The organism is Streptomyces sp. NPDC107550, assembly GCF_055639095.1.
Map to the genome: position 1 here is coordinate 1 of NZ_JBVKBC010000031.1, position 24,688 is coordinate 24,688.

A 24,688-nucleotide genomic window follows, 5' to 3' on the forward strand; every position below is an offset into this window, starting at 1 on the left:
GTTCCCCGCGCCCCTGGAGGGGCGACTGCGTCGCCACCTCCCCCCTGGGGAAGCTGCACGAAGTGCATGCTTCAGGGGCGCGGGGAACTGCGCGACCAGCCCACCACCCGGCGAAAGGTGAACGACAACCTCAGGGGGCAGCGCCCCGTCAGGGACGCGGGGAACTGCGCAAGCGTTCAGGGCAGCGGGCCTCGCCCGGAGAACTCCCCGGGGGCCCGCAACCGCCCTCAGTCGTAAAGGGCGTTCAGAGAAACCCGCGCCACCTCCAGGGCCTGGCCCCGCGTGAGCCCGAGCCGATGAACATGCTCGGCGAACACCCGCCCCGCCTCAGCCGCAGCAACCGCCGCCGCATCCCCCGCAGCCCCCACATACGTCCCGTTCCGCCCTCGCGTCTCGATCACCCCGTCCGCCTCAAGCGCCCGGTACGCCTTCGCCACGGTGTTCGCCGCGAGCCCCAGCTCCTGCGCGAGCCCCCGCACGGTGGGCAGTTTGTAGCCGACGGGCAGCACCCCCGTCCGGGCGAGTTCGGAGATCTGGGCCCGCACCTGCTCATAGGGGGCCGCCGAGTCGTCAATGCGGATCTTCAAGGTCACCGTCCGATTGTCCCGCAGCGGCGGAAAACCGGAGGCACCCGGGCGCGTCCGGCGCGTACCGTCCGTCCGCATGAGCATGACCAGGAACACGGCACACATGATGCGGGTGCTGCTCGTCAAGGCGGGCCGCACGAAGATCGGTTACCCGGCCCGGCTGCTGTCCGACGACGGCACGCGGATCACCGTACGGGCGAACTGGGCGGCCGAGCGCGTACGGGACTTCGGCTTCGTCGCGTTCGAGCCCGGTGACGTCTTCACCGAGCACTACTGGCGCGACCGGTACTACGCGGTGAAGGAGGTCAGGGCGGGCGACGGCACGCTGAAGGGCTGGTACTGCGATGTGACACGGCCCGCCGTACGCGACGGCGACGAGCTGCGCTGCGAGGACCTGGACCTCGACCTGTGGGTGTCGGCGGACGGGACGCGGGTGCTGCGGCTGGACGAGGACGAGTTCACGGCGAGCGGCCTGGACGCGCGGGACCCGGCCGCCGCACGCGCGGCGGCCCGTGCGCTGGACGAGCTGGAGGAGCTGGCCCGCGCGGGCACGCTCACGGCGCTGCTCGGCTGAGCCCGGTCGCCACGACCGCGTACCGCTCGTCCCGCACCTCCCTCCCCCACAGCGCCGGATCACCGGCCAGGTCCTCATGGCGTACGGTCCCGCCGAGCGGCCCGGCGATCTCCTCGGCGAGCGCGTGGAGCCGGGCCGCGGGGATGCCGACGGGGCTGAGCTCGCCCCAGACGCCCTCGACGAGGACGAGCCGCCCGCCGGGCCGCAGCAGCCCGGCCCAACACGCCAGAGCGGCCCGCGCGTCGGGCAGCGCCCACAGCACGTGCCGGGCGAGCACGACGTCGTGGGAGGCGGCGGGGACGGGCGGCGCGGAGTCCACGCCGGTGACGCGGTGGCCGCGCGCGGCGGCGAGGAGGGCGAGGCTGCCGGTGCCGCAGCCCACGTCGAGGACGGCGCCGGGCTCGGCGGGCAGCCAGGCGTCGAGGCGGGCCGCCCAGGCGGCGCGCACCCGCTCGTCGCGCAGGCCGTGGTCGGGCTCGTCGTCGAAGACGGACGCCTCGGCGTCCCAGTCGACCGTCTCGGGTGAGGGAGTCATATGAACATCGTGACAACCGCCACTGACAATTGCGCTTCGAGGCGGACCCCTCCGGGAACAGGACTACCACGGCACCACCTTGGAACCCCTGTCGGTACAGGAGGCATCATGCGCCGAGTGACCACGCACAAGCCGCCGCGTGCGAGCAGCATCACGCGCCGGCTGCGCGAAGAGGCCGCCGAGCCCCGGCGCGAGCGCCCCGAGGTGCGCAGGGACGTGCGCAAGACGTGGTGGCCGGACGAGTAGGCGGGCCGGTCAGACGGCGTCCAGACGCTTGCGGTAGTGGATGCGGTCGTAGGGCCCGTCGACGCGGCGCTCCACGATCTCGTACCCGTACCGCGGATAGATCTTCTGGTTCTCCCACATCAACGCGTTGGTGTAGAGCCGTACTTCGGGCAGGCCGAGCGCGCGGGCGTGCCCGTCGACGAAGGCGAGCAGCGCGCGTCCCACGCCACGGCCGTGGGCGTCCGGGTGGACGGCGACGCTGTCGAGGAAGAGATGGTCCGCGCGCGCCTCGACGACGACGAGGCCGATGACGCGCGGATCGCAGGCGACATGGACCCGGCCCGCGGCGATGTCGGCGGCGTGGTCGGCCTCCATGGGCTGGGGGACGACGCCGATCCGGGCGAGGTAGGGGCGGTAGGCGGCGTCGGTGACGGCGGCGACGGCGGCCGCGTCCGCGGCCACGGCGGCTCTGATCGTCGGTGTGGTTCCTTGGCTGGTCATGCCGCTTTTTACGGCAGTTCGCCCGTCCCGCGCCACTTCGTTTCGGCGTCGGCGGATGTGCGGCGGGGGCACTCTGAGCGGAGTCTGAGCCGGGCCTTAACGGCGCCATAAAGATCGCCGGGAGGGGCCGACAGGGGCCGTCCGGTGCTGGTTCGGCGGCTAACTTGCCTGTCACCGGGGCCCGTTCAGCGCAGCGCGCCGCAGTCGCCCCCGCCCCCTGTCGTCGCATCGAGGAGTTCCCCCATGCCCGCAAGCCGCAGCCGCAAGGTCGCCGTCCTCGCCGTCGCAGGCGCCGCGCCGCTCGCGCTGACCGCGCTGACCGCGACGCCCGCCGCCGCCCACGGCACCCTCGGCGACCCCGTCAGCCGGGTCGCCGCCTGCTACGCCGAGGGGGCGGAGAACCCGACGTCGGCGGCGTGCAAGGCGGCCGTCGCGGCGGGCGGTACGCAGGCGCTGTACGACTGGAACGGCATCCGCGACGGCGAGGCGAACGGGCAGCACCAGAAGCGCATCCCGGACGGCAAGCTGTGCTCCGCGAACGCCCCTGAGTTCAAGGGCCTCGACCTGGCGCGCGCCGACTGGCCCGCGACGAAGGTGTCGGCGGGCTCGTACACCTTCAAGTACAAGGTGACGGCCCCGCACAAGGGCACGTTCAAGCTGTACCTGACGAAGCAGGGCTACGACGCGTCGAAGCCGCTGTCCTGGTCGGACCTGGACCTCGCGCACCCCGTCGCCACGAAGACGGACCCGGTCGCGTCGGGCGGCTACTACACGTTCTCCGGCACGCTGCCCGCGCGTACGGGCCGGCAGCTCATCTACGGCATCTGGCAGCGCTCGGACAGCGCGGAGGCGTTCTACTCCTGCTCGGACGTGACGTACGGGGGCGCCTCGACCGCGTCCGGCGGCGGGGCCCCGGCGCCGAAGGCGTCGGCGCCGACCGACGCGCAGATCGCCAAGGGCGCGGACAAGTCGACGGTCGACCACAGCGACATGGACATGGGCGGTGACGCGTCCGGCACGGGCGGTACGGGCACCTCCGGCTCCGGTACGGGCTCCGAGGCGGCCGGCGAGGGCGGGCACGGCGCGCACACCTCGACGGTGAAGGACGCCTCCGCCGCCAACGCGCCCGAGGCGAACGGGGACACGCAGAAGCTCGCGGAGACCGGCGGCGACTCCACGACCCCGTACATCGCGGTCGGCGGCGCGGCGGCGCTCGCGCTCGGCGCCGCGGGCATGTTCGCCTCGGTGCGGCGGCGGGCCGCGGCGGGCGGCCGGCGCGGTCACTGACGGAGCGTCACCAGGCGGGGCGCAGGGGCCCTTCGGGGGCGACGGTCAGCAACTGCCGTGCCAGCTCCCGGGCCCCCGTCTCGCCGAGGCGGTCCGCCCAGGGGCGTACGGCGTCGGCGATGGCCTCCTCGGCGGCGCGGGTGCAGGCCCGGCCGCGGTCGGTGAGGACGACGAGACGGGCGCGGGCGTCGCGCGGGTGGGCGCGGCGCTCCGCGTAGCCCTTGCGCACGAGTTCGTCGACGAGCTGACCGGCGGCCTGTTTGGTGACGCCGAGATGGGCGGCGAGGTCGCCGGCGGTGGCGTCACCGGCCGCGAGCCGCACGAAGGCGAAGCCGTGCGCGGGCCGCAGCCCGTCGAAGCCCCGGGCGAGGACGCCTTCGTGGACGCGCCGGGTGAGGTCGCCGGCGGCGCTGAGCAGGGCGGCGGCGAGGGCCAGGGCGTCGGAGTTCTCCACGCGGGCCATTGAACACCCTCCCTTGACGTAAGTAGTCAAGCAGGTTGACTATATAGACAAGGAGCTTGTCCAGTCACGCGTCCCAGGGGGACCCCATGCCCGTGATCCGCGCCCGCGAAGCCGTCGTCCACGAGATGCACGGCGCCCGTTTCGTCTCGTACGCCACTCCCGCCACCGGCAGCGAGGACCTGGCCGCCTGGCGGGGCGAGATTCCCGCCGGCACGGTCGCGCCCGCGCACACCGTGACCCACGAGGAGATCCTGCACCTGCTCTCCGGCACGCTGCGGCTGACCCTCGACGGCACGGTCCACACGCTGGAGGCGGGCGACACCGCGATCGTGAACGCGGGCAGCACGCTCGCCGTCGAGAACCCCGCCGGGCAGCCCGCGCTCACCTGGGTCACCACCCGCGTCGGCCTCCAGGCGGAACTGGCCGACGGCACCCGCATCACCCCGCCCTGGGCCAACGCCACCGCCTGATCCCGCCGCCCAGCGCTCCCCCGGGTCCGGGCCCCCGCCGACACTCCCCCGGGGCCCGGACCGCGCGCCCGTCAGGCCGCCAGGGACGCCGGGCCGATCACGCCCGCGCCGAACCTGGCCCGGGCCCGGTCGGTCACCGCCTCCAGGAGCCGGCCCCGCTCGTCCACCGGGTCGAAGCTCAGCTGCCGGGCCGCCGCCTCCGCCTCCCCGAGCCCTTCCGCCCGCAGGGACACCCCGCGCACCCGGGCCCGCTGGAGGCCGAGCGCCTCGTACATCCGGTACGCGGTCGCGGCCAGCGCGGCGCCGTGCGCGGACGGCTCGGCGAGGACCTTGCGCCGTACGGTCGAGGTCCGGTCCGCGTAGCGCACGGTGAGGGTCAGCGCCCGGCACACCAGGGCGTCGCCCCGCATCCTGGCCCCCAGTTCGTCGGCGACGGCGAGCAGCGCCCTGCGGTGCCGGGCCGGGTCCACCTCGTCGCGGGGGAAGGCGCGTTCGGCGGCGACGGAGTGCGCGGCGGCGTTCGGCACGACCCGTTCACGGTCCACGCCCCGCGCCTTGTCGAGGAGTTCGCGGCCGGTGCGGGCGGTGGTGAGCCGCTGGAGCGTGGACAGCGGCGCGGCGGCGACCCGGCCGACGGTGTCGAGCCCGTACTCGCACAGGGTGCGGGCGGTGGCCGCGCCGACCCCGGGCAGCGCGGCCACCGGCTGCCCCTCCAGGAACCCGGCGACGTCCGTGACCACGCCCGTCGTGCCGGGCGGCGCCTCCCTGGCCGCCATCCGCGCGATCATCGGGCCCGGTCCCGCGCCGATCACGCACTCCACGCCGTACAGGGCGACCGCGCGCACCCGGATCACCGAGGCGATCCGCCGCGAGCCCTGCCCGAAGTACCGTACGGCGCCGCGCAGATCGACCAGCGCGGCGTCCGGCGGCAGCGCCTGGACGACCGGGCTGAACTCGCCGAGCAGCGCGAGCAGCCGGGGCAGCTCGGCCTCCCGCGCGGCGTCGAGGGCGAACCGTACGTACAGGACCGCGCCCTCACCGCCGCCCCCGACGCCCGCCGGGTCCCCGTGCCTCACAGGTCCGTTATCGACCGTGCTCATCCTTCCTCACCCCGCGCTTCCCGGACTCTGGTGCCACAACTTCCTTCGTACGCCCGGCACTCCGGCGCCGGGCGGCTTGAGGTCGGCCCACGGATGCATCGCGTACCCGGTGGGTAGCGTGATGCGCCGGCCGCCGCCGGGACTCCCCGCCTCGGGCGCGGACGGCGCCGCCTCGGACGCGGGCTCCGGGTCCGGGGGCGTCGCCATGCGGCGGGCCACCTCGTCCAGGCCGTCGCGCCGGTAGACCTCGACCAGGTCGGCGAGGTTCCAGGCGGCGTGGCCGACGACGCTCAGGCTGCGCGGGCCGCGCCGCTGCACCTCGCCGCGTACGAGCAGCAGCCAGGAGTGGAAGACGGTGTGCGCGCAGGCCGCGTGCGCGTCGTCGAAGAAGGCGAGGTCCACGAGGCCGGTGCCGTCGTCGAGGGTCGTGAAGACGACCCGCTTGCCGGACCGGATGGGCGGGGTCTGCGTGGCGGCCTTGGCGCCGGCCACGAGGACCGTGCTCCCGTGCTCGGCGTCCCGCAGCCTGCGCGCCGAGACCACGCCCAGCTCCCGCAGGAACTGCTCGTGGTCGCCCATGAGATGGCGGGAGGCGTCCATGCCGAGGACGCCCAGCTCGGCGCTGAGCCGTTCGGCGTCGCCGAGGTCGGGCAGTCCGGCGGATGCGGTGCCGCGCCCGCCCGCGAGCGGCAGTTGCTCCCCGCGCGCGCCCCGGCCGGAGCGCTGAAGTTCCGTCAGATGCAGTTGCAGATCACGCCGGTTGGCGCCGAACGCGTCGAGCGCGCCGACCTGGGCGAGGCGTCCGGCGAGCGGCCTGCTGGGGCGGGCCCGCTCCCAGAAGTCGAGCAGGGAGGTGTAGGGCTGGCCGGCCTCGATGCGGGTGGCCTCGGCTTCGCTGATGCCGTGGACGTCGGCGAGGGCGAGCCGGATGCCCCAGACATCGCCGGGCGCCCCCTTGAAACCGGACACCAGTTCGATCCGGTGGGTCACGGCGGACCGGTTCACATCCAGCGGCAGCACCGGCACCCCCCGCCTGCGCGCGTCGGCGAGCAACAGCCGCTTGGGGTACATGCCGGGGTCGTGGGTGAGCAGCCCCGCGTAGAAGGCGGCCGGGTGGTGGGCCTTGAGCCAGGCCGACTGGTAGGTGGGCACCGCGAAGGCGACCGCGTGCGCCTTGCAGAAGCCGTAGCTGCCGAACGCCTCGACGATCTCCCAGGTACGGGCGATGGTCTCGGCGTCGTACCCCCGGGCGGCGGCGTGCTGGGCGAACCAGAACCGGATGCGCCCCTGCGACTCGGGGTCGGACAGGCCCCGGCGCACCCGGTCGGCCTCGTCGCGGCCGCAGCCCGTCATGATGTCGACGATCTTGATGATCTGCTCGTGGAAGACGACGACGCCGTACGTCTCCTTGAGCGCGTCCGCCAGGTCGGGGTGCGGGTAGCGGACGGGGGCGCGGCCGTGGCGGGCCTCGATGAAGGGGCGGACCATGTCGGCGGCGACCGGGCCGGGGCGGAACAGCGAGATGTCGACCACGAGGTCGTGGAAGGTGGCCGGCTGGAGCCGCCCGACGAGGTCGCGCTGGCCCGGCGACTCGATCTGGAAGCAGCCGAGCGTCTCGGCGGACTTGATGAGCTGGTACGTTTTCGGGTCGCCCGGCGGCACCCGGGCCGGGTCGTCGAGGTCGACGTGCTCGCCGGTGGCGCGCTCGATCTCGCCGACGGCGTGGGCCATCGCCGACTGCATGCGCACGCCGAGCACGTCCAGCTTGAGCAGGCCGAGGTCCTCCACGTCCTCCTTGTCGAACTGGGACATGGGGAAGCCCTCGCCGCTGGTGGGCACGACGGGCGTGCGGGCGAGCAGGGAGTCGTCGGAGAGCAGGACGCCGCAGGGGTGCATGGCGACGCCCCGGGGCAGCGCGTCGAGCGCCTCGACCAGCTCCCACAGCCGCTCACGGCCGCCGAACTCGCCCGCGATCTCGCGCAGTTCGGGCAGTTCCGCCATCGCGGAGCGGGCGTCGCGGGCGCGGATGTGCGGGAACGCCTTGGCGATGCGGTCGATGTCGGCGGGGTCCATGGACAGGGCCGCGCCGACGTCCCGTATCGCGTGCCGGACCCGGTAGGTCTCGGGCATGGCGACGGTGGCGACGCGCTCGGCGCCGAACCGGTCGAGGATCGCGCGGTAGACCTCCAGGCGGCGCGCGGACTCCACGTCGATGTCGATGTCGGGCAGCACGGAGCGGCGCTTGGACAGGAAGCGCTCCATGAGCAGGCCGTGCTCGACGGGGTCGGCGTTCGCTATGCCGAGCGCGTGGTTGACGAGGGAGCCGGCGCCGGAGCCGCGCGCGGCGACCCGGATGCCCATGTCCCGTACGTCGTCCACGACTTGGGCGACCGTCAGGAAGTAGGAGGCGAAGTCGTGGTGGGCGATGATGTCCAGCTCGCGGTGGAGGCGTTCCCAGTAGGCGCGCTCGCCGCCGTGTCCGAGCCGGACCAGGCCCGCCGTCGCGCGGGAGGCGAGGACGCGCTGCGCGGTGCGGCGCCCGGCGCCGACGAGCCGGGGCTCGGGGAAGCGCACGGAGCCGATGCCTAGGTCGTCCTCGGGGTCGACCAGGCACGCGGCGGCGGTGGCGGCGGTCTGTTCGAGCAGCCGTACGGCGGTGTCGCGGCGGAAGCCCGCGGCCTCCACGATCCGCTCGGCCTCGCGCAGCATGGCGTCGGGCCCCTTGAGCCACCGCTCGCCGCTGTCGAGTTCCTTGGTGGGGTCGACGGGCACGAGCCTGCGGGCCGCGTCGAGGACGTCGGCGACCGGGCCCGCGCCGGGGTCGGCGTAGCGGACGTCGTTGCTCAGCACCGGGCGCACGCCCTGTTCGGCGGCGAAGCCGACGGTGCGGGCGGCCAGGCGCAGCGAGCCGGGCCCGGTGCCCTTCCTGCCGTGGTGGACGGCTTCGAGGCGCAGGGCGTCGCCGTACACCTCGCGCCAGGGGACGAGGAGGCGGGCGGCCTTGTCGGGGCGGCCGGCGGCGAGCGCGCGGCCGACGTCGGAGGCGGGGCCGAGCAGGACGGTGAGTCCGTCGCCGTGGTTGGCGGACCAGGGCAGCCGGACGTCCCGGGCGTCGTCGGCGTGGGCGGCGGTGATCATGCGGCACAGGTCGGCCCAGCCGCGGGCGCCGTCGCGGGCGAGGAAGGTGACCCGGGGTGTCGACTCGTCGATGAAGGCGCCGCCGCGCACGGGCGCGCGCCGGCGCTCGCCGCGCGGCGGGGAGCCGACCGCGAGGTCGGTGCCGAACAGCGGCCGCACGCCGTGCTTGGCGCACGCCTTGGCGAACCGGACGGTCCCGGCGACGGTGTCCCGGTCGGTGAGGGCGAGGGCGTCCATGCCCCGCTCGGCGGCGCGCTCGGCCAGCCGCTCCGGGTGGCTCGCGCCGTACCGCACGGAGAACCCGGACACGGTGTGCAGATGCGTGAATCCCGGCACACGCACCTCCCGCACACTCGAACCAATCGGGTCTCACCTCCCCCACCACCACCATAGACCAGTTTTCGAACGTGCGTACGACACGGCTCGAACGTCACCCGTCCGGCCCACCCCGCCTGCATGAACCCGGGCCAGCCCCGAGCGTGGGGGCATGAAGTTCGCCGCCGAGTTCAAGAACGCCGTCACCCCACGCGCCGCGCTGCTGGTCATCGGCGTCCTCGCCCTCCAGCTCCTGTTCATCGCGTCGTACGTGGGGGCGCTGCACAATCCGAAGCCGAAGGACGTGCCGTTCGGTGTCGTCGCCCCGGTGCCGGCCGCCGCGCAGCAGACCAAACAGCGGCTGGAGAAGCTGCCCGGATCGCCGCTGGACCCACGGGTGGTCGCCGACGCCCGCACGGCCCGCGACCAGATCCTGAACCGGAAGATCGACGGAGCCCTCGTCCTCGACCCGCGCGGCACGACGGACACTCTGCTCGTCGCCTCCGGCGGCGGCACCGTCCTGTCCAACGCCCTGCAGACCCTCACCACCAAGCTCGACGGCGCCCAGCAGCGCACGGTCCGCACCATCGACGTGGCGCCCGCGTCCCCGAAGGACTTCGACGGCCTGTCGTCGTTCTATCTCGTCGTCGGCTGGTGCGTCGGCGGCTATCTGTGCGCCTCGATCATGTCGATCAGCGCCGGGTCGATGATGGCGAGCCCCGCACGCGCGGGCATCCGGCTCGGCGCGATGGCCCTGGTGTCGATCGCGGGCGGCATCGGCGGCTCGCTGATCATCGGCGACTCGATCCTCGGGGCGCTGCCCGGCTCCTTCTGGGGGCTGGCCGGGCTCGGCGCCCTCGTCACCTTCGCGGTCGGCGCGATCACCCTGGCCCTGGAGGAGCTGACCGGGGTCGTCGGCATCGGTCTGGCCGTCCTGCTCATCGTGATCGCGGGCAACCCGAGCGCGGGCGGCGCGTTCCCGCTGCCGCTGCTGCCGCCGTTCTGGCACGCCATCGGGCCCTGGCTGCCGCCGGGCGCGGGCACCTGGGCGGCCCGCTCGATCGCCTACTTCCGCGGCAACGACCTGACCCACTCGCTCCTGGTGCTCTCCGGGTGGGCCGTGGTCGGCGTCGTGGGCACGATGCTGGTGGCGGCCCTGCGCACCGGGCGGCGCGGGTCGCACGGCGCGCACGCCGCGCACGGCCGGGACGGGCTCACCGAGGCGGCCTCGGGGTGAGCCTGCCCCGCCGTACGGGACCGGCCGCCCAGGCCGTCTCCGTCAAGCGCATGGAGCCGACGGCCCAGGCCCAGCTCGGGCCGCTCGGGCTGACCGGCTTCATCGTCGTCACCATGATCGCCACCGGCATCGACGCGGGCGTCTTCCCGGAAAAGCTGGCGGCGGCCGACGTGCCCGTGGTCGGCTTCTTCATCGGCGGGCTCGCCCAGCTCCTCGCCGGCCTCTTCCAGGCGCAGCGCGGCGACACCTGGCACGCGACGGTCTTCGGCGGCTTCGGCCTGTTCTGGATGGCGAAGGCGCTGATGCTCCAGTGGGTGCTGCCCACGCTCGATCCGGGGCTGCGCGGCGACGCGATGGGCCTGTTCACGCTGCCCTGGGTCTTCGTCGTGTTCGTGCTGTGGCTGGCGAGCTGGCGCATCCATCTGGTGCTGCTGCTCACCTTCAGTTGCGTACTCGTCGTCTTCGTGGCGATGACCTGCAACGGCTTCACGGGCCTGGTCGGCTGGAACCGGGTCGCGGGCTGGTCGGGCCTCGGCGCGACGGCCGGCGCGCTGTATCTGCTGGCCGGGCAGGTGATGGCGTCCACGTGGGGGCGCCCGGTCCTCCCGATGGGCCGCTTCCTGACCCCGCCGGAACTCGCGGAGCCCTGACCCCCCTCATGCCGCTACGGCGACGCCCCGCCCCCTGCGAAGAGGGGGCGGGGCGTCGCCGTGCTGCGGTGGCCGGTCAGGCGGCCGGGGTGCCCTCGGCGTTGCCGTAGTACGCCTGCCGCATGAGCTGCTGCATGTCGTCGATCATCGGCATCCGCGGGTTGGCGGGCGCGCACTGGTCGGCGTAGGCGTTCATCGCCTGCTGCGGCAGCGCGTCCAGGAACGCCTGCTCCTCGACGCCCTCGGCCTGGAAGGAGGCCGGGATGCCGCACCGCTCGCGCAGTTCCTCGATGGCCTTGGCGTACGACTCGACACCCTCCTGCGGGGTCGACGCGGGCAGGCCCAGCATCCGCGCGATCTCCTGGAGCCGCTCCGGCGCCCGGTACGTCTCGGCCTTCGGCCACGGGGTCGCCTTGTACGCGACCGTGCCGTTGTGCCGGATGACGTGCGGCAGGAGCAGCGCGTTGGTGCGGCCGTGAGCGACGTGGAAGGTGTTGCCCAGGGTGTGCGCCATCGCGTGGACGAGCCCGAGGAAGGCGTTGGCGAAGGCCATGCCCGCGATCGTGGACGCGTTGTGCATCTTCTCGCGCGCCTCGGGGTTCTTCGCGCCCTCCTTCACGCACGCTTCCAGGTTCTCGAAGATGAGCTTGATGGCCTGGAGGCACTGGCCGTCGGTGAAGTCGTTCGCGTAGACCGAGACGTACGCCTCCGTGGCGTGGGTCAGCGCGTCGAAGCCGGAGTCGGCGGTGACGGTCGGCGGCAGGTTCATCGGCAGCATCGGGTCGATGATCGCCACGTTCGGGGTCAGCGCGTAGTCGGCCAGCGGGTACTTCTGGGCGGCGGCCGGGTCCGAGATGACGGCGAAGGGCGTGACCTCCGAGCCGGTGCCGGACGTGGTCGGGATGGCGACCAGCTTGGCCTTCTCGCCGAGCTGCGGGAACGTGTAGGCCCGCTTGCGGATGTCGAAGAACTTCTCCTTCGTGTCCGCGAACTCGACCTCCGGGTGCTCGTACATCAGCCACATGATCTTCGCGGCGTCCATCGGGGAGCCGCCGCCGAGCGCGACGATGGTGTCCGGCCGGAAGTCCCGCATGGCCGCGGCGCCCGCCTGCACGGTGGCCAGCTCCGGGTTGGGCTCGACGTTGTCGATGACCTGCACGGTGACCGGGCTCTGGCGGGAGTTGAGGATGTCGGTGACCCGCTGCACGAAGCCGATCTCGCCCATCGTCCGGTCGGTGACGATCGTGACGCGGGAGACGTCGGCCATCTCGCCGAGGTACTTCACGGCGTTGCGCTCGAAGTAGATCTTCGGCGGGATCTTGTACCACTGCATGTTGGTGTTGCGCCGTCCGATCCGCTTGATGTTGACGAGGTTGACCGCCGAGACGTTGTTGGACACCGAGTTGTGGCCGTAGCTGCCGCAGCCGAGGGTGAGGGAGGGGAGGAAGGCGTTGTAGACGTCGCCGATGCCGCCGAAGGTGGACGGCGAGTTGACGATGACGCGCACGGCCTTGACCCGGCGGCCGAACTCCTCGGCCAGTTCCGTGGATTCGGTGTGGATGGCGGCGGAGTGCCCGAGCCCGTTGAACTCGACCATCCGCGCGGCCAGCGTCAGCCCGTGCTCGGTGTCGCTCGCCTTCAGGGCGGCGAGGACCGGGGAGAGCTTCTCGCGGGTGAGCGGCTCGGACGGGCCGACCTCGGCGCACTCGGCGACCAGGACGGAGGTGTCGGCGGGGACCTCGAACCCGGCCTGCTCGGCGATCCAGGCCGCGGGCCGGCCGACGACGTCGGCGTTCAGCTTGGCGCCCGCGCAGTCCGTGCCGTAGGCGGTGGTGCCGAAGACGAACTCCTCGACCTTGGTCTTCTCGGCGGCGGTCAGCACATGGGCCTTGAGCCGCTTCAGCTCCGCGACGCCCGCCTCGTACACCTCCTGGTCGAAGATGACGGCCTGCTCGGAGGCGCAGATCATGCCGTTGTCGAACGCCTTGGAGAGCACGATGTCGTGGACGGCGCGCTGGAGCTTGGCGTCCTTGGCGACGTACGCGGGGACGTTGCCCGCGCCGACGCCGAGGGCCGGCTTGCCGCACGAGTAGGCGGCCTTGACCATCGCGTTGCCGCCGGTGGCGAGGATGGTGGAGACGCCGTCGTGGTGCATGAGCTGCCCGGTGGCCTCCATGGACGGCTGCTCGATCCACTGCACGCAGTTCTCCGGCGCCCCGGCCGCGACCGCCGCGTCCCGCACGATGCGCGCGGCCTCGGCGGAGCACTTCTGAGCGCTCGGGTGGAACGCGAAGATGATCGGGTTACGGGTCTTCAGCGCGATCAGCGCCTTGAAGACGGTCGTCGACGTGGGGTTGGTGACAGGGGTCATCGCGCAGATCACGCCGACGGGCTCGGCGATCTCGGTGATGCCGTTGATCTCGTCGCGGGAGATGACACCCGCGGTCTTCAGCCCGCGCATCGAGTTGACGACGTGCTCGCAGGCGAAGAGGTTCTTGACGGCCTTGTCCTCGAACAGGCCGCGCCCGGTCTCCTCGACGGCGGCCTTGGCGAGGTCCCCGTGGTGGGCCAGCGCCGCGAGCGACGCCTTCTTGACTATGTGGTCCACCTGCTCCTGGTCGTACGTCTCGAACCTCTCCAGCGCCTTGAGCGCGCCTTCCACGAGTTCGTCGACCATGCCCTCGGTCTCCACGGCAGGCTCCTTTTTCCGCACCTTTTATCTGATGCCTCAATTCCACACCTCCGCGCCCGCCGAAGGCAGCGGAGAAGGACCCCGGCAAGCAGGCCGAAAGTCCCCGCGGAGCCTTTACGGAGCCTGCAACACACCCTCCCACCTGCGGTTTTACTGAGGGCCTAAAGACCTGGTGCGCTTGTGAAAGTTTTCACAAGAAATTCCCGGAAAAGGGGCACCCCGCCTGTGTGAGGTGCCCCTCCCCCGTGCCGTGCGGGGTGTCAGCCGATCTGCGCGCCGGTCGCGGAGAGCGCTTCCGTCACCGGCTGGAAGAACGTCTCACCGCCCGATGTGCAGTCGCCGCTGCCGCCGGAGGTGAGGCCGATCGCCGTGTCCCCCGAGAAGAGGGAGCCGCCGCTGTCGCCGGGCTCGGCGCAGACGTCGGTCTGGATGAGCCCGTTGACGATGTCGCCGTTGCCGTAGTTCACGGTGGCGTCCAGGCCCTTGACCGTGCCGTCGTGCACGTGGGTGGTGGAGCCGGAGCGGGTGACCTTCATGCCGACGGTCGCCTCACCGGCCTTGGTGATCTTCTGCGTGGACCCGTCGTACAGGTTCACCTCGCTCGGGTGGGCCACGTCGGCGGTGTACTTCACGAGCCCGAAGTCGTTGTCCGGGAAGCTGGACCGCTCGTTGGCGCCGATCTGCTTGCCGCTGGAGTCGGACCAGGTGGAGATGGCCTCGGTGCAGTGACCGGCGGTGAGGAAGTACGGCTGGCCGCCCTTGACGGCGTTGAAGCCGAGGGAGCATCGGCCGCCGCCCCCGCTGATGGCGTCACCGCCCGCGATCAGGGGCTTGAACTCCCCCTTGCTGCGCTTGAGTTCGGCCTTGGCGCCGAGCCCGTCGACCACCCGGGTCAGCTTGGCGAGTGCGGCGCCGCGGACCGTGCGGTCGACGGTGACGACGACCTTGTTGGTGGCGGGGTCCGTGGCCCAGGACGTGCCCGGGATGGTGGCGTGGTCCTTCAGCGTCGTACGGGCGCTCGTGAGCGCGGCGAGCGAGTTGCGGACGACTCTGGCCCGCGCGCCGGCCGCCTCGACCGCCTTGGCGGCGTCCGCGCTCAGGACGTTGACCACGAGGTGGCGGGCGGAGGCGTCGTAGTACGTGCCGGCCGCGTCGGCGCCGAGGTCCTTGGTGAGACTCGATGCGAGGTTTCCGGCCTTGGCGACGGACAGGGTCCGCGGGGCGGGCGCCGGAGTCTCGGTGCTGGCGTTCGCAGTCTGGAAGGTGATGCCCGCGGCGGCCAGGGCGGCGACGGTGGCCCCGGCCAGGGCGACACGCCGCTTGGGTATGCGTCGGTGCTTCAACTCACGTCCTCCTGTGGGGGGTTCGGAACAGGCCCGATGTGGGGTGGGCCCGTTCCGTGAGGCTGACGCGCCCACTATCCCGACCGCCCCTGCGGCCCCACAAGGCCGAGTTCAGGACGCCCGCCCTCCCCTTCTCCCCCACCCCGCGACCCCCTCCGGCCCCACTCCCACCTCCTGCGCATCCCCTTTGCAAACACCCCCCGCACACCCCTCACAGCACCCGGTAAGGACTAGTCCTGTCCGATTTCCCTCCCCACAGACACCCCCAGGGGCGCGAGGAACCGCGCACAGCACTCCCACACCCCCCCCACAAAACAACATGGGCCCACCCCAACCCCCCAGGGGCGCGGGGAACTGCGCGCCCGGCCCCGACGGCGCAGCACCCGAAGAAACAACCCACACCGGGGGGCCTGAAAGGCCCAATCAATCCCCAAGACAAGAGCCCCCGCCCGGAAGAAGAACACCCCGGACAAGGGCTCCGTCACCGACCCGAACAGGGACCGGCACACTCACTGCCGCAAGAAGAACGGCCCACTGACCACAAGGTCAGTACACATGCACCCCATAAGCGGAGAGCGCCTCGGTCACCGGCTGGAAGAACGTCGTACCGCCGGACGTGCAGTTCCCGCTACCACCGGAGGTGAGCCCGTACGCGGTGGACCCCCCGTACAGCGGCCCGCCGGAGTCCCCCGGCTCGGCGCAGACCGTGGTCTGGATGAGCCCGGAGACGATGTCACCGTTGCCGTAGTTCACGGTGGCGTTGAGCGCGGTGACCCGCCCGCTGTGGATCCCGGTGGTGGACCCGCGCCGCGTGACCGTCGTACCGACGGACGGCGTGGCCGCACTGGTGATGTCCTGGCTGCCGACCGCGCCGGACTTGGCGACCGAGCTGTTCGTGTAGCGCACGATGCCGTAGTCGTTGCCGGGGAAGCTGGAGCCCGCGGTGGTGCCCAGCGTCGTGGAGTGCGCGGAGTTGGACCACCACGTGCCCGCGCCGTCGGTGCAGTGACCGGCGGTCAGGAAGTAGTAGTTCCCGCTGTTGTCCTGGACGTTGAAGCCCAGCGAGCAGCGCCAGCTACTCGCATAGATCGCGTCGCCGCCGGAGATCAGCTTCTTGAAGGTGCCGGGCGTGCGCTCGATCTTCAGCGCGCCCGCATCGGCGCCGGCCTCCTTCTTTATCTTGTTGATCTCCGCCTTGGTGACCGTGCTGTCGACGGTGACGACGACCTGCTTGGTCTTGGCGTCGACGGCCCACGCGGTGCCGGCGACGTCGGCGCCGCGCACCGCGTCACTGGTCCGGGCGAGCTCGGTGGCGCTGAACGTCTGCGGCGCGTCGGCCGCGTGGGCGGACGGGACGGCGAACGCGGCCGCCGCCAGGAAACCGGAACCCGCGGCGATCAGCCGGGTCCGTCTTGCGACGCGGGGGGTGGTGCGCTTGTTCCTCACTGGTCGTTCCTCCCGAGGGAAGTCGGGGGCCCGCGTGGGGTCGGGGCCCGTGAGGCGCAGCCAGGGCCGGGCGCCGGGAGTCCGGATTACGAACACGCCGTGGCCCTGACAAGCGCTGCTCGGGAGTATTCGGGCTCTCAACTACCCCGCACAAGGGCGCCTTTCGGACTTCCGCCACTCGGGGCCATCTTTGTCAGACGCGTGGCAGGCCCCTCAGGTTCCGTTCTCCCGCCTCGACGGCCACGTCCAGCGTGTTGCCCGGCGGCGGGAACGGGCAGGCGAAGTGGTCGGCGAAGGCGCAGCTCGGCAGCACTGCGCGGTTCAGGTCGACGGTCGTCGAGCCGTCCGCGCCGGGCACCGGCGGATGCAGGAAACGGAACCGGAAGCTGCTTCGCCCGCTGGTGGCGTCGGCGAAGACGGCCCACAGCGGCCCGTCGCCCTGGCGTGCCACGCGCAGCGTGTGCGTACGGCCGTCGAGCGTGAAGGCCAGCTCTCCGGCGAGGGCGAGACCGCGCTCGACGCCGTCGGCGTTCTCGACGCGGACCGGGCGTGCTTCGGCGTACGGGGTGTAGTGCCCGGCGACCGCCCAGCGCGGGTCGTAGGGCGTGGCGTCGATGCCGCCCGCGTGCAGAAAGGCGGTGCGGGCGGGTGCGGCCGGGTCGAAGTCCCGTACGGCCCACAGTCCTTCGCGGAGGATGACGGTGAGGCGGCGGGCGCCGAGGGTGACGGTGGCGTCGGCGGGCAGCCGGTGTTCGCCGACGACGGGGGCGCCATCGGCGCGCAGCGCGTCGGCCGCGGCGGCGCGCACCACGACGGCGTCGCCCTCGGCGCGCCAGTGCCCGGGGATGGCCGGAAGTCGGCCCTCCGGATGGTCGGCGAGCCAGTGCGTCCCGACGAGGGAGAGCGGTCCGTGGGGCGCGGCGACGGCGGCGGTGCGCTCCTCGTGCCACTGCTTCCAGTCGGCGAAGGCGTCGTCACTCATGCTCAGGGGTCCTTCCGGTACGGGGTGTGGGGCGGGGGTCAGACGCGGGGGCCCGCGGTGGCGTACCGGCGGGCCCCGGGCCGGGCGAGGCCCAGGTGCTCCCCGAGGGTGGCGCCCGGGTAGAACGTGCGGAACAGGCCGCGGTGCTGGAGTAACGGGACCGTCGCGTTGACCAGACGTTCCAGGTCGCGGCGCGGGTCGAGCGGGGTGAGGTGGAAGCCGTCGGCGGCGCCTCTGCGGTGCCAGTCGGTGACGAGGTCGGCGAGGTCCACGGGCCCGCCCCGGTACAGCGGGCCCGCGCCGGTGGGCAGCGGGCCGCCGCCGTGGCCGGGCAGGGCGCTGTGCTCGCCGCCGGTCAGGTCGATGCGCAGGGCGGCGAGGACGCGGAGGGCGTCGGGGTCCCGGCCGTGTTCGGCGGCGCCGCGCCGCAGGTCCTCGCGTACGGCGGTGAGGCGGTCGGCGTCGGCGGCGGCGACGAGGGCCACGTCGGCGTGGCGGGCGGCGAGTCCGTCGCCGCCCGCCTGGTCCGCGGCGACGACCGCGACGGGCCCGCCGCGGGCCCCGCGTAAAGCGCGGCTCTCCTCGTCGCCGGACGGGCCGAGCACCGGCCCCCATCCGGCGCGGCCCCTGCTGACCTGGTCGAGGGCGGCGACGGCGGCCCGCGCGGACGGCGGGACGCCCATGGGCACGAGCCCGATCCGGGCGGTGCGCGGCGCGAGCCGGGACAGCACGGCGACGCTGTCCGGGCCCGGCGCCCGCTCGTGCAGGGTGACGAAGTCGAGCGCGCCGTCCTCGGCGAGCCGGACGAGGTCCAGATACGGCCCGTCCTCACGTGGCGCGCGTCCCGGGAGATCGACGGCCGCGGCGAGGTGGAGCGGGCCCCGGCCGGGGCTGCTGGTCATCGGTGGGGTGGACCTCTCTGTGCGCGGGGGCGGACCGGACGTACGGGAGGGGCGGCGAACTGCCGCCCACGGTTCAGGACTTGGGCTTGGGCAGCCCCTTGGGGTTGATCTCCGACTTGGGCACGGCCTCGCTGCTGAGCCCCCACCGCTTGAGGACCTTGCCGTACGAGCCGTCCTGGATGAGGTGGTCGAGGGCGGCGGCGTACGCGTCGACGAGGCCGCTGCCCTTCTTGGTGGTGGCGGCGATCTTCCCCTGGACCTCGGCGCCGCCGCCGGAGAGCGTGCCGATGATGCGCGTCTGGCCCGCCGAGGCGACGTGGTAGGCGACGGACGGGCTCGGGCCGAGGTAGCCGTCGATGCGGCCGGACTGGAGGGCTAGGTAGTAGTCGGTGTCCTTCTGGAAGTACTTGACGTCCACCGGCTTCAGGCCGGCCTTCTCGTCCTGCGCGCTCCAGTCGAGGAGGATCTTCTCCTGGTTGGTGCCGGAGGAGACGGCGATGGTCTTGCCTGCCACGTCCTTCGGCCCCTTGACCCGCCAGTCCGTGCCCTTCTTCGCCTCGAAGGCGATGTTGTCGAGGCGGTAGGTGGCGAAGTCGTACTTCTCCTTGCGCTCCTCGGTGACGGTGACGTTGGAGAAGACGGCGTCGAACTTTCCGCTGTCGAGGCCGACGAACAGGTTCTCCCAACTCACCACGTTCTCCTTGAGCTTGAGCCCGAGGGTGTCGGCGACGAGGGTGGCGAGGTCGAGTTCGACGCCGATACGGGTCTTGTCGTCGGTGGCGGTGAAGCCGAGCGGCGGGGAGGCGTCGGCGCTCTGCCCGAGGTTGAGCGTGCCGCGCGCGCGGACCGAGGCCGGTACGAGGGCGGCGACGGCGGCGACCTTCTTGGCGCGGATGCGGTGCTGGTCGGGCCCGATGTTGATGTGGCCGACCTTCTTGGCGCCGGCGGCGCCGCCCGTGCCGGTGGCGGCGTCGCTGTCACCTCCGCAGGCGCTGAGCAGGGGTGCGAGGGCGAGGGCGGCGACGGACGCGGCGAGGGTGCGGCGGGAGAGCATGGACGTACTCCTGGTTCGGTAGGGGTGGATGGTTCGGTAGGGGCGGCAGACTGACGTACGGGAGAGGGGGCCGTGGCCCGGGCGGGTCACCGGGTCTTGGAGCCGGCGGGTCACAGGACCTTGGAGAGGAACGCCTTGGTGCGCTCCTCGCGGGGCGCGTCCAGGACGTCGGCGGGGGCGCCCTGCTCGACGATGCGGCCCTCGTCCATGAAGACGACGGTGTCCGCGACCTCGCGGGCGAAGCCGATCTCGTGCGTGACGACGATCATCGTGGTGCCCTGGCGGGCCAAGTCCTTGATGACGTCGAGGACTTCACCGACGAGTTCCGGGTCGAGCGCGGACGTCGGCTCGTCGAACAGGAGCAGCTTCGGCTCCAGGGCGAGCGCGCGGGCGATGGCGACGCGCTGCTGCTGGCCGCCGGAGAGCTGCTTCGGGTAGGCGTCGGCCTTGTCGGCGAGCCCGACCCGCTCCAGGAGGCGGCGCGCGGCCTCGGCGGCGTCGGCGCGCGGGCGGCCGAGCGCGGAGACGGGCGCCTCGATGATGTTCTCCAGCACGGTCAGATGCGGGAAGAGGTTGAAGTTCTGGAAGACGAACCCGATCCGCGTGCGCTGCTTGAGGATCTCGCGTTCGCGCAGCTCGTACAGCTTGTCCTTGGCGCGGCGGTAGCCGACGAGCGCGCCGTCGACGCTGATCCAGCCGCTGTCCACCTTCTCCAGGTGGTTGATGGCGCGCAGCAGCGTGGACTTGCCGGAGCCGGACGGGCCGAGGACGACGGTGACCTCGCCGGCGCGCACCCGCAGGTCGATGCCGCGCAGGACGTGCAGCGGGCCGAAGCTCTTGTGGACGGCGGTGATGTCGACCATGGCGGTCATCGCACGGAACCTTTCGCGAAGTGCCGCTCCACGTAGTGCTGGAGTACGGAGAGGGCGCTGGTCAGGAGGATGTACCAGGCGGTGGCGACCATCAGCAGGGGCACGACGCGCCCGTTGCGGCCGTAGACGACCTGCACCTGGTAGAAGAGTTCGCCGATCGCCATGACGGAGACGATCGAGGTGCCCTTGAAGAGGGAGATGACCTCGTTGGCGGCGTTCGGCAGGATCGAGCGCATCGCCTGCGGCAGCACGATCCGCCGGATCTGCCGCAGCCGGGGGATGCCGAGGGCGGCCGCCGCCTCCAACTGGCCGCTGTCCACGGCCAGTACGCCACCGCGCACGATCTCGGCGGCGTACGCGGCCTGGTGCAGGGCGAGCCCGAGGACGGCGGCGCTCATGGCGCCGACGAGGCCCATCGTGTCGAAGGCGAAGAAGCCGGGCCCGAAGGGGATGCCGAACTGCACCTTCTTGTAGAGGTAGGCCAGGTTGAACCAGAACAGCAGTTGCACCATGAGCGGGATCGAGCGGAACGCCCAGATGTAGCCGAAGGCGACGGTCCGCAGGAACCGGCTGCGCGACAGCCGCATGAAGGCGATGACGATGCCGAGGGCGAAGCCCAGCGCTGTTCCGTAGAAGGTGAGTTGGAGGGTCGTCCAGACGGCCTTGAGGATGACCTCGGCGGTGAAGAACCGCGCGAACACCTCCCACTCCCAGCCGGGGTTGGTGGCGAGCCCGTGGATGAACTGGGCCAGCAGGACGGCGGTCACGGCGATGGCGACCCAGCGCCAGGGGTGGCGTACGGGGACGACGCGCAGCCCGGCCGGATCGTCGGGGACGCCGGGCGCGCCGGGCGGCGCGGCGGGGTCGGAGGTGGCGGAGGTGGCGGTGGCGGAGGTGGCGGCGGGCGTGCCGAGCGGAGGATCACTGGTCAGGGACATGCGGGTTCCTAGGGGGAGGCGTGGGCGGGTGGGTCGGGGCGTTGGACGGGCCCCGGGGCGGCGGAAGCGGCGTCAGAGGTCGCCGCCGACCGTGACGGTGCGGGAGCCGCCGGGAGCCGTAGGACCGGAGGAAACCGTGGCACCGGCCGGAGCCGTAGTACCCGTGGGACAGGAGGGGCGGGCGGCGCGCAGCAGCGTCAGGACCGCCCGCGCGGTCGCGTCGTTCTGCCGGAACGCCGGGCTGTTCGTCCGGGGCCGGGTGAACGCTCCCGCGCCCCGCGCGTCGGTGTGCGGCCCGAGCGCGAACCGGCGCGGATGGGCGCCGCCGCCGCGCAGCAGCACACGCCCGTCGGCGGGATCGACGGCGAGCAGCCCGCCGGGGGTGGCGCGGGCGCCCTCGGCGAACAGGCCGCGCAGCAGGTCGTCGCGGACCAGGGCGGGCGTGGGCTGCGGCAGGCGGGCCTCGACGAGGGCGCGGGCGTCGACGACGGCGCCGGGGACGGTCGCGGAGCGGGCCCGGAAGACCCCGCCCTCGGTGGTGACCCGCATCCCGGCGCCGACGAAGCGCACGACACCGGCCCGGTTCAGGGCGAGCAGCCGGCGCAGGCGCGGGGCGGGCGGCCCGGACGCCAGGTAGCTGAAGAAGCCGTGCCACCAGGGGCCGATGTCGCCGAGCCGGACGAGTTGCCCGTAGACGGACAGCAGGGCGCGGAACACCGCCAAGTCGGGGCTGTGCGCCGGGTTCTGACGGCGGGCCAGGTCCGCTTCGACGTAGGCGCGCAGTCCGCCTTGGAGGGCGTCGGGCGTGGCGTACCGGACGCCGTCGAGGGGGTGGTCGAGGGCGGCGAGGTCGAGCCGGTCGCCGGGGTCCGGCACCTGCGCGGTGACCAGCGCCTGGAGCGCGGGCCCGAGCGGGTCGGCGGCGGCGTACGCCCGCTCGAAGGCGCCCCAGGTGCCCCGGGTCCGCTCGGGGTGGGCGGCGAAGAGGCGGTGGTAGTGCGCGTACCCGAGTTCCTTGGCGACGAGCGGCCATACGTCACGGCGGAAGTCGAACCCGCCGGGGCGGGCGAGGAGCCGGTCGATCTCGGCGGGCCCGAGGAAGCGCGGCAGCGGGGGCGCCGGCTGCCCGTCGAGGCCCCCGTCGTAGCCGAGTTTGGCGTGGTAGGGGACGCCGCGCCGGGAGCCGACGTGCAGGACGGGCTCGCGCCCTGACGGCAGGTACCGGTCCCCGTCGAAGCGCCCGCCGCGCCCCTCGGTGAGCAGCACCATGAGGTCGACGAACGCCAGCCCGAACCCGCGTACGAGCACGTCCTGGCCGGGCGCGAGCACGTCGAGGTCGGTGTCGGCGGTGAACGCGGGCGGCAGATGGGCGAGCCCGTGCCGGGCGGCGTACGCGCTCAACCGGGCCTGTTCCGCGTCGGGTTCGGCGTCGAGGTGCCCCTGGGTGAGGACGACGGCGTCGGCGGGCAGCGGTCGCCGCCGCCCTTCCAGCCAGACGTGCTGGCGGCCTTCGGCGGACTCGGTGAGCCGCAGGGCGCGGCGCGCGTGATGGTGGACGACGACGCCGGCGGGGAGCGCGGCGACGGCCTTCTCGTACACCCAGCGCAGGTAGGCGCCCTGGCGACGGCGGTCGGCGAAGGCGTCGGGCGCGAGGCCGGCCCAGGTGTCCAGGGCGGGCCCGGGGCGTACGGGTCCGGCGAGTTCGACGGTGTCGTCGGTGAACATGGTGACGTCCTCGGCCCGCGAGTTCATCCACAGCAGCGGCGACTGGCTCTGCCGCCAGACGCGCCCCGGGCCGGGCGGGTAGGGGTCGACGAGATGGATGTCGAGCGGCCAAGTCCCGTCGAAAGCGGGTGCGTTGGCGCCGAGTCTTTCGAGTACGCCGGTGCCGCGCGGGCCCGCTCCGACGATGACGAGGGACTGCCGGGGCCCGCTCATCGGCCGGTCCCGCGCGCGTAGTGCCGCTCGACGTAGAACTGGCCGACGCTCAAGAGCGAGGTCACGGCGACGTACCAGAGGGTGGCGACGAGGAGCAGCGGGATGACCTGGTAGGTGCGGTGGTAGACGAGCTGCACGGAGTACAGCAGGTCCTGCACGGCGATGACGCTGACGATGGACGTGCCCTTGAGGGTGCCGATCAGCATGTTCCCTGCGGGCGGCACGATGGAGCGCATGGCCTGCGGCAGCACGATCCGGCGCCAGCGGCAAAGGCGGCTGAGCCCGAGCGCCTGCGCGGCCTCGATCTGCCCCCGGTCGACGGAGAGGATGCCGCCGCGCACCACTTCGGCGGCGTACGCGGCTTCGTGCAGGGTCAGTCCGACGACGGCGACGGTGACCGGCCCGAACAGGTCGACGGTCCGCACCCCGAGGACGCGCGGGTACAGGGCGCCGATGTTGAACCAGAACAGCAGCTGCACGAGGATCGGCATCGAGCGGAACAGCCACACGTATCCCCAACTGACCGCGCGCAGCACGGGGTTGGCGGACAGCCGCATGACGGCGAGCAGGGTGCCGAGGGCGAATCCGAGGGCCATGACGAGCGCGGTCAGCCACAGGGTGAGCCAGAGTCCGCGCAGCACGGCCGAGGTGGTGAAGTACGCGGCGACGACGTCCCATTGGAAGGCGTCGTTGCGCAGGACGGAGTTGACGGCGAGGCCGAGCAGGGCGAGCACGAGGACGGCGGCGGCCCACTGGCCGGTGCGGCGCCTCGGGACGACGCGGGGCGCGGCGGCGTCGGCCGGGGGCGCTGCGGGCGGCGCGGTCTTGGACAGGGTGTCTGAGGACATGGGAAGGCTCCGGGTGCCGGAGGCCGGCACGGTCTTGCCTTCACACCTGGTACCGAGCCCCTCAGCAGCGGTACCGCCCCGAGATTAAGGGGCCGTTCAGGGCCGCTGTCAAGGCTGTCCACACTATGAGCCGTGCGTCTCAAGTGAGTTGACGGGAAACCGGATGCCTGTTCCACTTGTGCCCATGCATCCGCAGCAGTGGCTGGTCACGCGCTCCCACATCGACTTCGGTCGAGTGTGGTCCGCGTCTTGTTGACGCCCTGATCCGCCCCGGCACGCCCGTGTCGGCCGGCGCCCTGCGGTCTCTTTGGTGCTCGATTTCTCGACGCGTTCTCGTGCGCTCCGCCGCGTCGGTCTCTGATCGCTGAGCCCTGAACCTCCGCTGAGCCCTGAGCCGCTGAGCCTCGATTCCGTCGACCTCTGGTCCGCTACGTACGCGTCGTCAGGGGCGACGCCCGCCTTCACCGGCGGGTGCCGCGCTCCCCGGCATGACGCGTCAACTCCCGTACGTATCTCAGGCGTTCGGCACGTCCTCGTCGTACGGCGGCTCGTCCCGTCCCGCGCTCCAGCGCTCCGGCGCGCCCGCACTTC

At 72.8% G+C, this 24,688-nt stretch carries 22 protein-coding genes; 6 read left to right on the forward strand and 16 right to left on the reverse strand.

Translation table 11 applies throughout. The features are described 5' to 3' along the window. Positions 1-227 precede the first annotated feature (227 nt). A complete protein-coding gene (locus ACZ7LY_RS28570; protein ID WP_471627616.1) occupies positions 228-593 on the reverse strand; it encodes a GntR family transcriptional regulator in 366 nt (121 codons plus the stop codon). Positions 594-663: 70 nt separating this feature from the next. On the opposite strand from ACZ7LY_RS28570, the gene ACZ7LY_RS28575 reads away from it, so the two are divergent. After that, entirely contained in the window at positions 664-1,161 is a 498-nt protein-coding gene (locus ACZ7LY_RS28575; protein WP_471627617.1) for a ribonuclease FAU-1 family protein, read from the forward strand. Here ACZ7LY_RS28575 and ACZ7LY_RS28580 read toward each other — a convergent pair. After that, the gene (locus tag ACZ7LY_RS28580) at positions 1,142-1,696 is read right to left on the reverse strand and encodes a class I SAM-dependent methyltransferase (RefSeq protein WP_471627618.1); all 555 of its coding nucleotides are present in this window, start codon (positions 1,694-1,696) and stop codon (positions 1,142-1,144) included. The two genes, ACZ7LY_RS28575 and ACZ7LY_RS28580, sit on opposite strands and share 20 nt — an antisense overlap. Positions 1,697-1,804: 108 nt before the next feature. Here ACZ7LY_RS28580 and ACZ7LY_RS28585 point away from each other — a divergent pair, with 108 nt between their 5' ends. Next, positions 1,805-1,942 carry a hypothetical protein gene (locus ACZ7LY_RS28585; protein WP_471627619.1) on the forward strand — a complete coding sequence of 46 codons (138 nt, stop codon included), beginning with the start codon at positions 1,805-1,807 and terminating at the stop codon, positions 1,940-1,942. A 9-nt stretch (positions 1,943-1,951) separates the two neighbouring features. Here ACZ7LY_RS28585 and ACZ7LY_RS28590 read toward each other — a convergent pair whose 3' ends face one another. Continuing rightward, positions 1,952-2,422, reverse strand: a complete 471-nt coding sequence (locus tag ACZ7LY_RS28590) for a GNAT family N-acetyltransferase (protein WP_471627620.1) — start codon at positions 2,420-2,422, stop codon at positions 1,952-1,954. A gap of 243 nt (positions 2,423-2,665) precedes the next feature. Between ACZ7LY_RS28590 and ACZ7LY_RS28595 the strand changes: the two genes are divergently transcribed. Then, the gene (locus ACZ7LY_RS28595) at positions 2,666-3,709 is read left to right on the forward strand and encodes a lytic polysaccharide monooxygenase auxiliary activity family 9 protein (protein WP_471627621.1); all 1,044 of its coding nucleotides are present in this window, start codon (positions 2,666-2,668) and stop codon (positions 3,707-3,709) included. A gap of 7 nt (positions 3,710-3,716) precedes the next feature. Here the strand turns inward: ACZ7LY_RS28595 and ACZ7LY_RS28600 are convergent, their stop codons facing one another. Beyond that, on the reverse strand, positions 3,717-4,163 hold the full coding sequence (locus ACZ7LY_RS28600; RefSeq protein ID WP_471627678.1) for a MarR family winged helix-turn-helix transcriptional regulator: 447 nt from the start codon (positions 4,161-4,163) through the stop codon (positions 3,717-3,719). 95 nt (positions 4,164-4,258) lie between these two features. On the opposite strand from ACZ7LY_RS28600, the gene ACZ7LY_RS28605 reads away from it, so the two are divergent. Then, positions 4,259-4,642 carry a cupin domain-containing protein gene (locus tag ACZ7LY_RS28605; protein WP_471627622.1) on the forward strand — a complete coding sequence of 128 codons (384 nt, stop codon included), beginning with the start codon at positions 4,259-4,261 and terminating at the stop codon, positions 4,640-4,642. 71 nt (positions 4,643-4,713) lie between these two features. Here ACZ7LY_RS28605 and ACZ7LY_RS28610 read toward each other — a convergent pair whose 3' ends face one another. Continuing rightward, complete coding sequence (locus tag ACZ7LY_RS28610; protein ID WP_471627623.1) at positions 4,714-5,742, reverse strand: DNA polymerase Y family protein; 1,029 nt, start codon at positions 5,740-5,742, stop codon at positions 4,714-4,716. A 6-nt stretch (positions 5,743-5,748) separates the two neighbouring features. Beyond that, positions 5,749-9,216: a DNA polymerase III subunit alpha gene (locus tag ACZ7LY_RS28615; protein ID WP_471627624.1), complete on the reverse strand. Its 3,468-nt coding sequence runs from the start codon at positions 9,214-9,216 to the stop codon at positions 5,749-5,751. A 151-nt stretch (positions 9,217-9,367) separates the two neighbouring features. On the opposite strand from ACZ7LY_RS28615, the gene ACZ7LY_RS28620 reads away from it, so the two are divergent. After that, positions 9,368-10,432 carry a DUF3533 domain-containing protein gene (locus tag ACZ7LY_RS28620; RefSeq protein ID WP_471627625.1) on the forward strand — a complete coding sequence of 355 codons (1,065 nt, stop codon included), beginning with the start codon at positions 9,368-9,370 and terminating at the stop codon, positions 10,430-10,432. Beyond that, positions 10,429-11,082 (forward strand): acetate uptake transporter, encoded by a 654-nt coding sequence (locus ACZ7LY_RS28625; protein WP_471627626.1) that lies wholly within the window; start codon positions 10,429-10,431, stop codon positions 11,080-11,082. The genes ACZ7LY_RS28620 and ACZ7LY_RS28625 overlap by 4 nt, the downstream gene beginning before the upstream one ends. Before the next feature lie 76 nt (positions 11,083-11,158). Here the strand turns inward: ACZ7LY_RS28625 and adhE are convergent, their stop codons facing one another. From adhE to ACZ7LY_RS28675, 10 genes are all read right to left on the reverse strand, one after another. After that, positions 11,159-13,795 carry a bifunctional acetaldehyde-CoA/alcohol dehydrogenase gene (gene adhE, locus ACZ7LY_RS28630; RefSeq protein ID WP_471627627.1) on the reverse strand — a complete coding sequence of 879 codons (2,637 nt, stop codon included), beginning with the start codon at positions 13,793-13,795 and terminating at the stop codon, positions 11,159-11,161. A gap of 239 nt (positions 13,796-14,034) precedes the next feature. Beyond that, the gene (locus ACZ7LY_RS28635) at positions 14,035-15,117 is read right to left on the reverse strand and encodes a S1 family peptidase (RefSeq protein WP_471627628.1); all 1,083 of its coding nucleotides are present in this window, start codon (positions 15,115-15,117) and stop codon (positions 14,035-14,037) included. Between the two features lie 546 nt (positions 15,118-15,663). Further along, entirely contained in the window at positions 15,664-16,563 is a 900-nt protein-coding gene (locus ACZ7LY_RS28640; RefSeq protein WP_471627629.1) for a S1 family peptidase, read from the reverse strand. A 193-nt stretch (positions 16,564-16,756) separates the two neighbouring features. Beyond that, entirely contained in the window at positions 16,757-17,545 is a 789-nt protein-coding gene (locus tag ACZ7LY_RS28645; RefSeq protein ID WP_471627630.1) for a DUF1684 domain-containing protein, read from the reverse strand. A gap of 38 nt (positions 17,546-17,583) precedes the next feature. Further along, positions 17,584-18,447 carry an LLM class flavin-dependent oxidoreductase gene (locus tag ACZ7LY_RS28650; RefSeq protein ID WP_471627631.1) on the reverse strand — a complete coding sequence of 288 codons (864 nt, stop codon included), beginning with the start codon at positions 18,445-18,447 and terminating at the stop codon, positions 17,584-17,586. 73 nt (positions 18,448-18,520) lie between these two features. Continuing rightward, positions 18,521-19,501 (reverse strand): ABC transporter substrate-binding protein, encoded by a 981-nt coding sequence (locus ACZ7LY_RS28655; RefSeq protein WP_471627632.1) that lies wholly within the window; start codon positions 19,499-19,501, stop codon positions 18,521-18,523. 110 nt (positions 19,502-19,611) lie between these two features. Then, positions 19,612-20,364: an amino acid ABC transporter ATP-binding protein gene (locus tag ACZ7LY_RS28660; protein ID WP_471627679.1), complete on the reverse strand. Its 753-nt coding sequence runs from the start codon at positions 20,362-20,364 to the stop codon at positions 19,612-19,614. A gap of 5 nt (positions 20,365-20,369) precedes the next feature. Further along, positions 20,370-21,311, reverse strand: coding sequence for an amino acid ABC transporter permease (locus ACZ7LY_RS28665; protein ID WP_471627633.1), 942 nt, complete (start codon positions 21,309-21,311; stop codon positions 20,370-20,372). 72 nt (positions 21,312-21,383) lie between these two features. After that, a complete protein-coding gene (locus ACZ7LY_RS28670) occupies positions 21,384-23,249 on the reverse strand; it encodes an FAD/NAD(P)-binding protein (RefSeq protein ID WP_471627634.1) in 1,866 nt (621 codons plus the stop codon). Further along, entirely contained in the window at positions 23,246-24,097 is an 852-nt protein-coding gene (locus ACZ7LY_RS28675) for an amino acid ABC transporter permease (RefSeq protein ID WP_471627635.1), read from the reverse strand. Before ACZ7LY_RS28675 ends, ACZ7LY_RS28670 begins: the two co-directional genes overlap by 4 nt. Positions 24,098-24,688 lie beyond the last annotated feature (591 nt).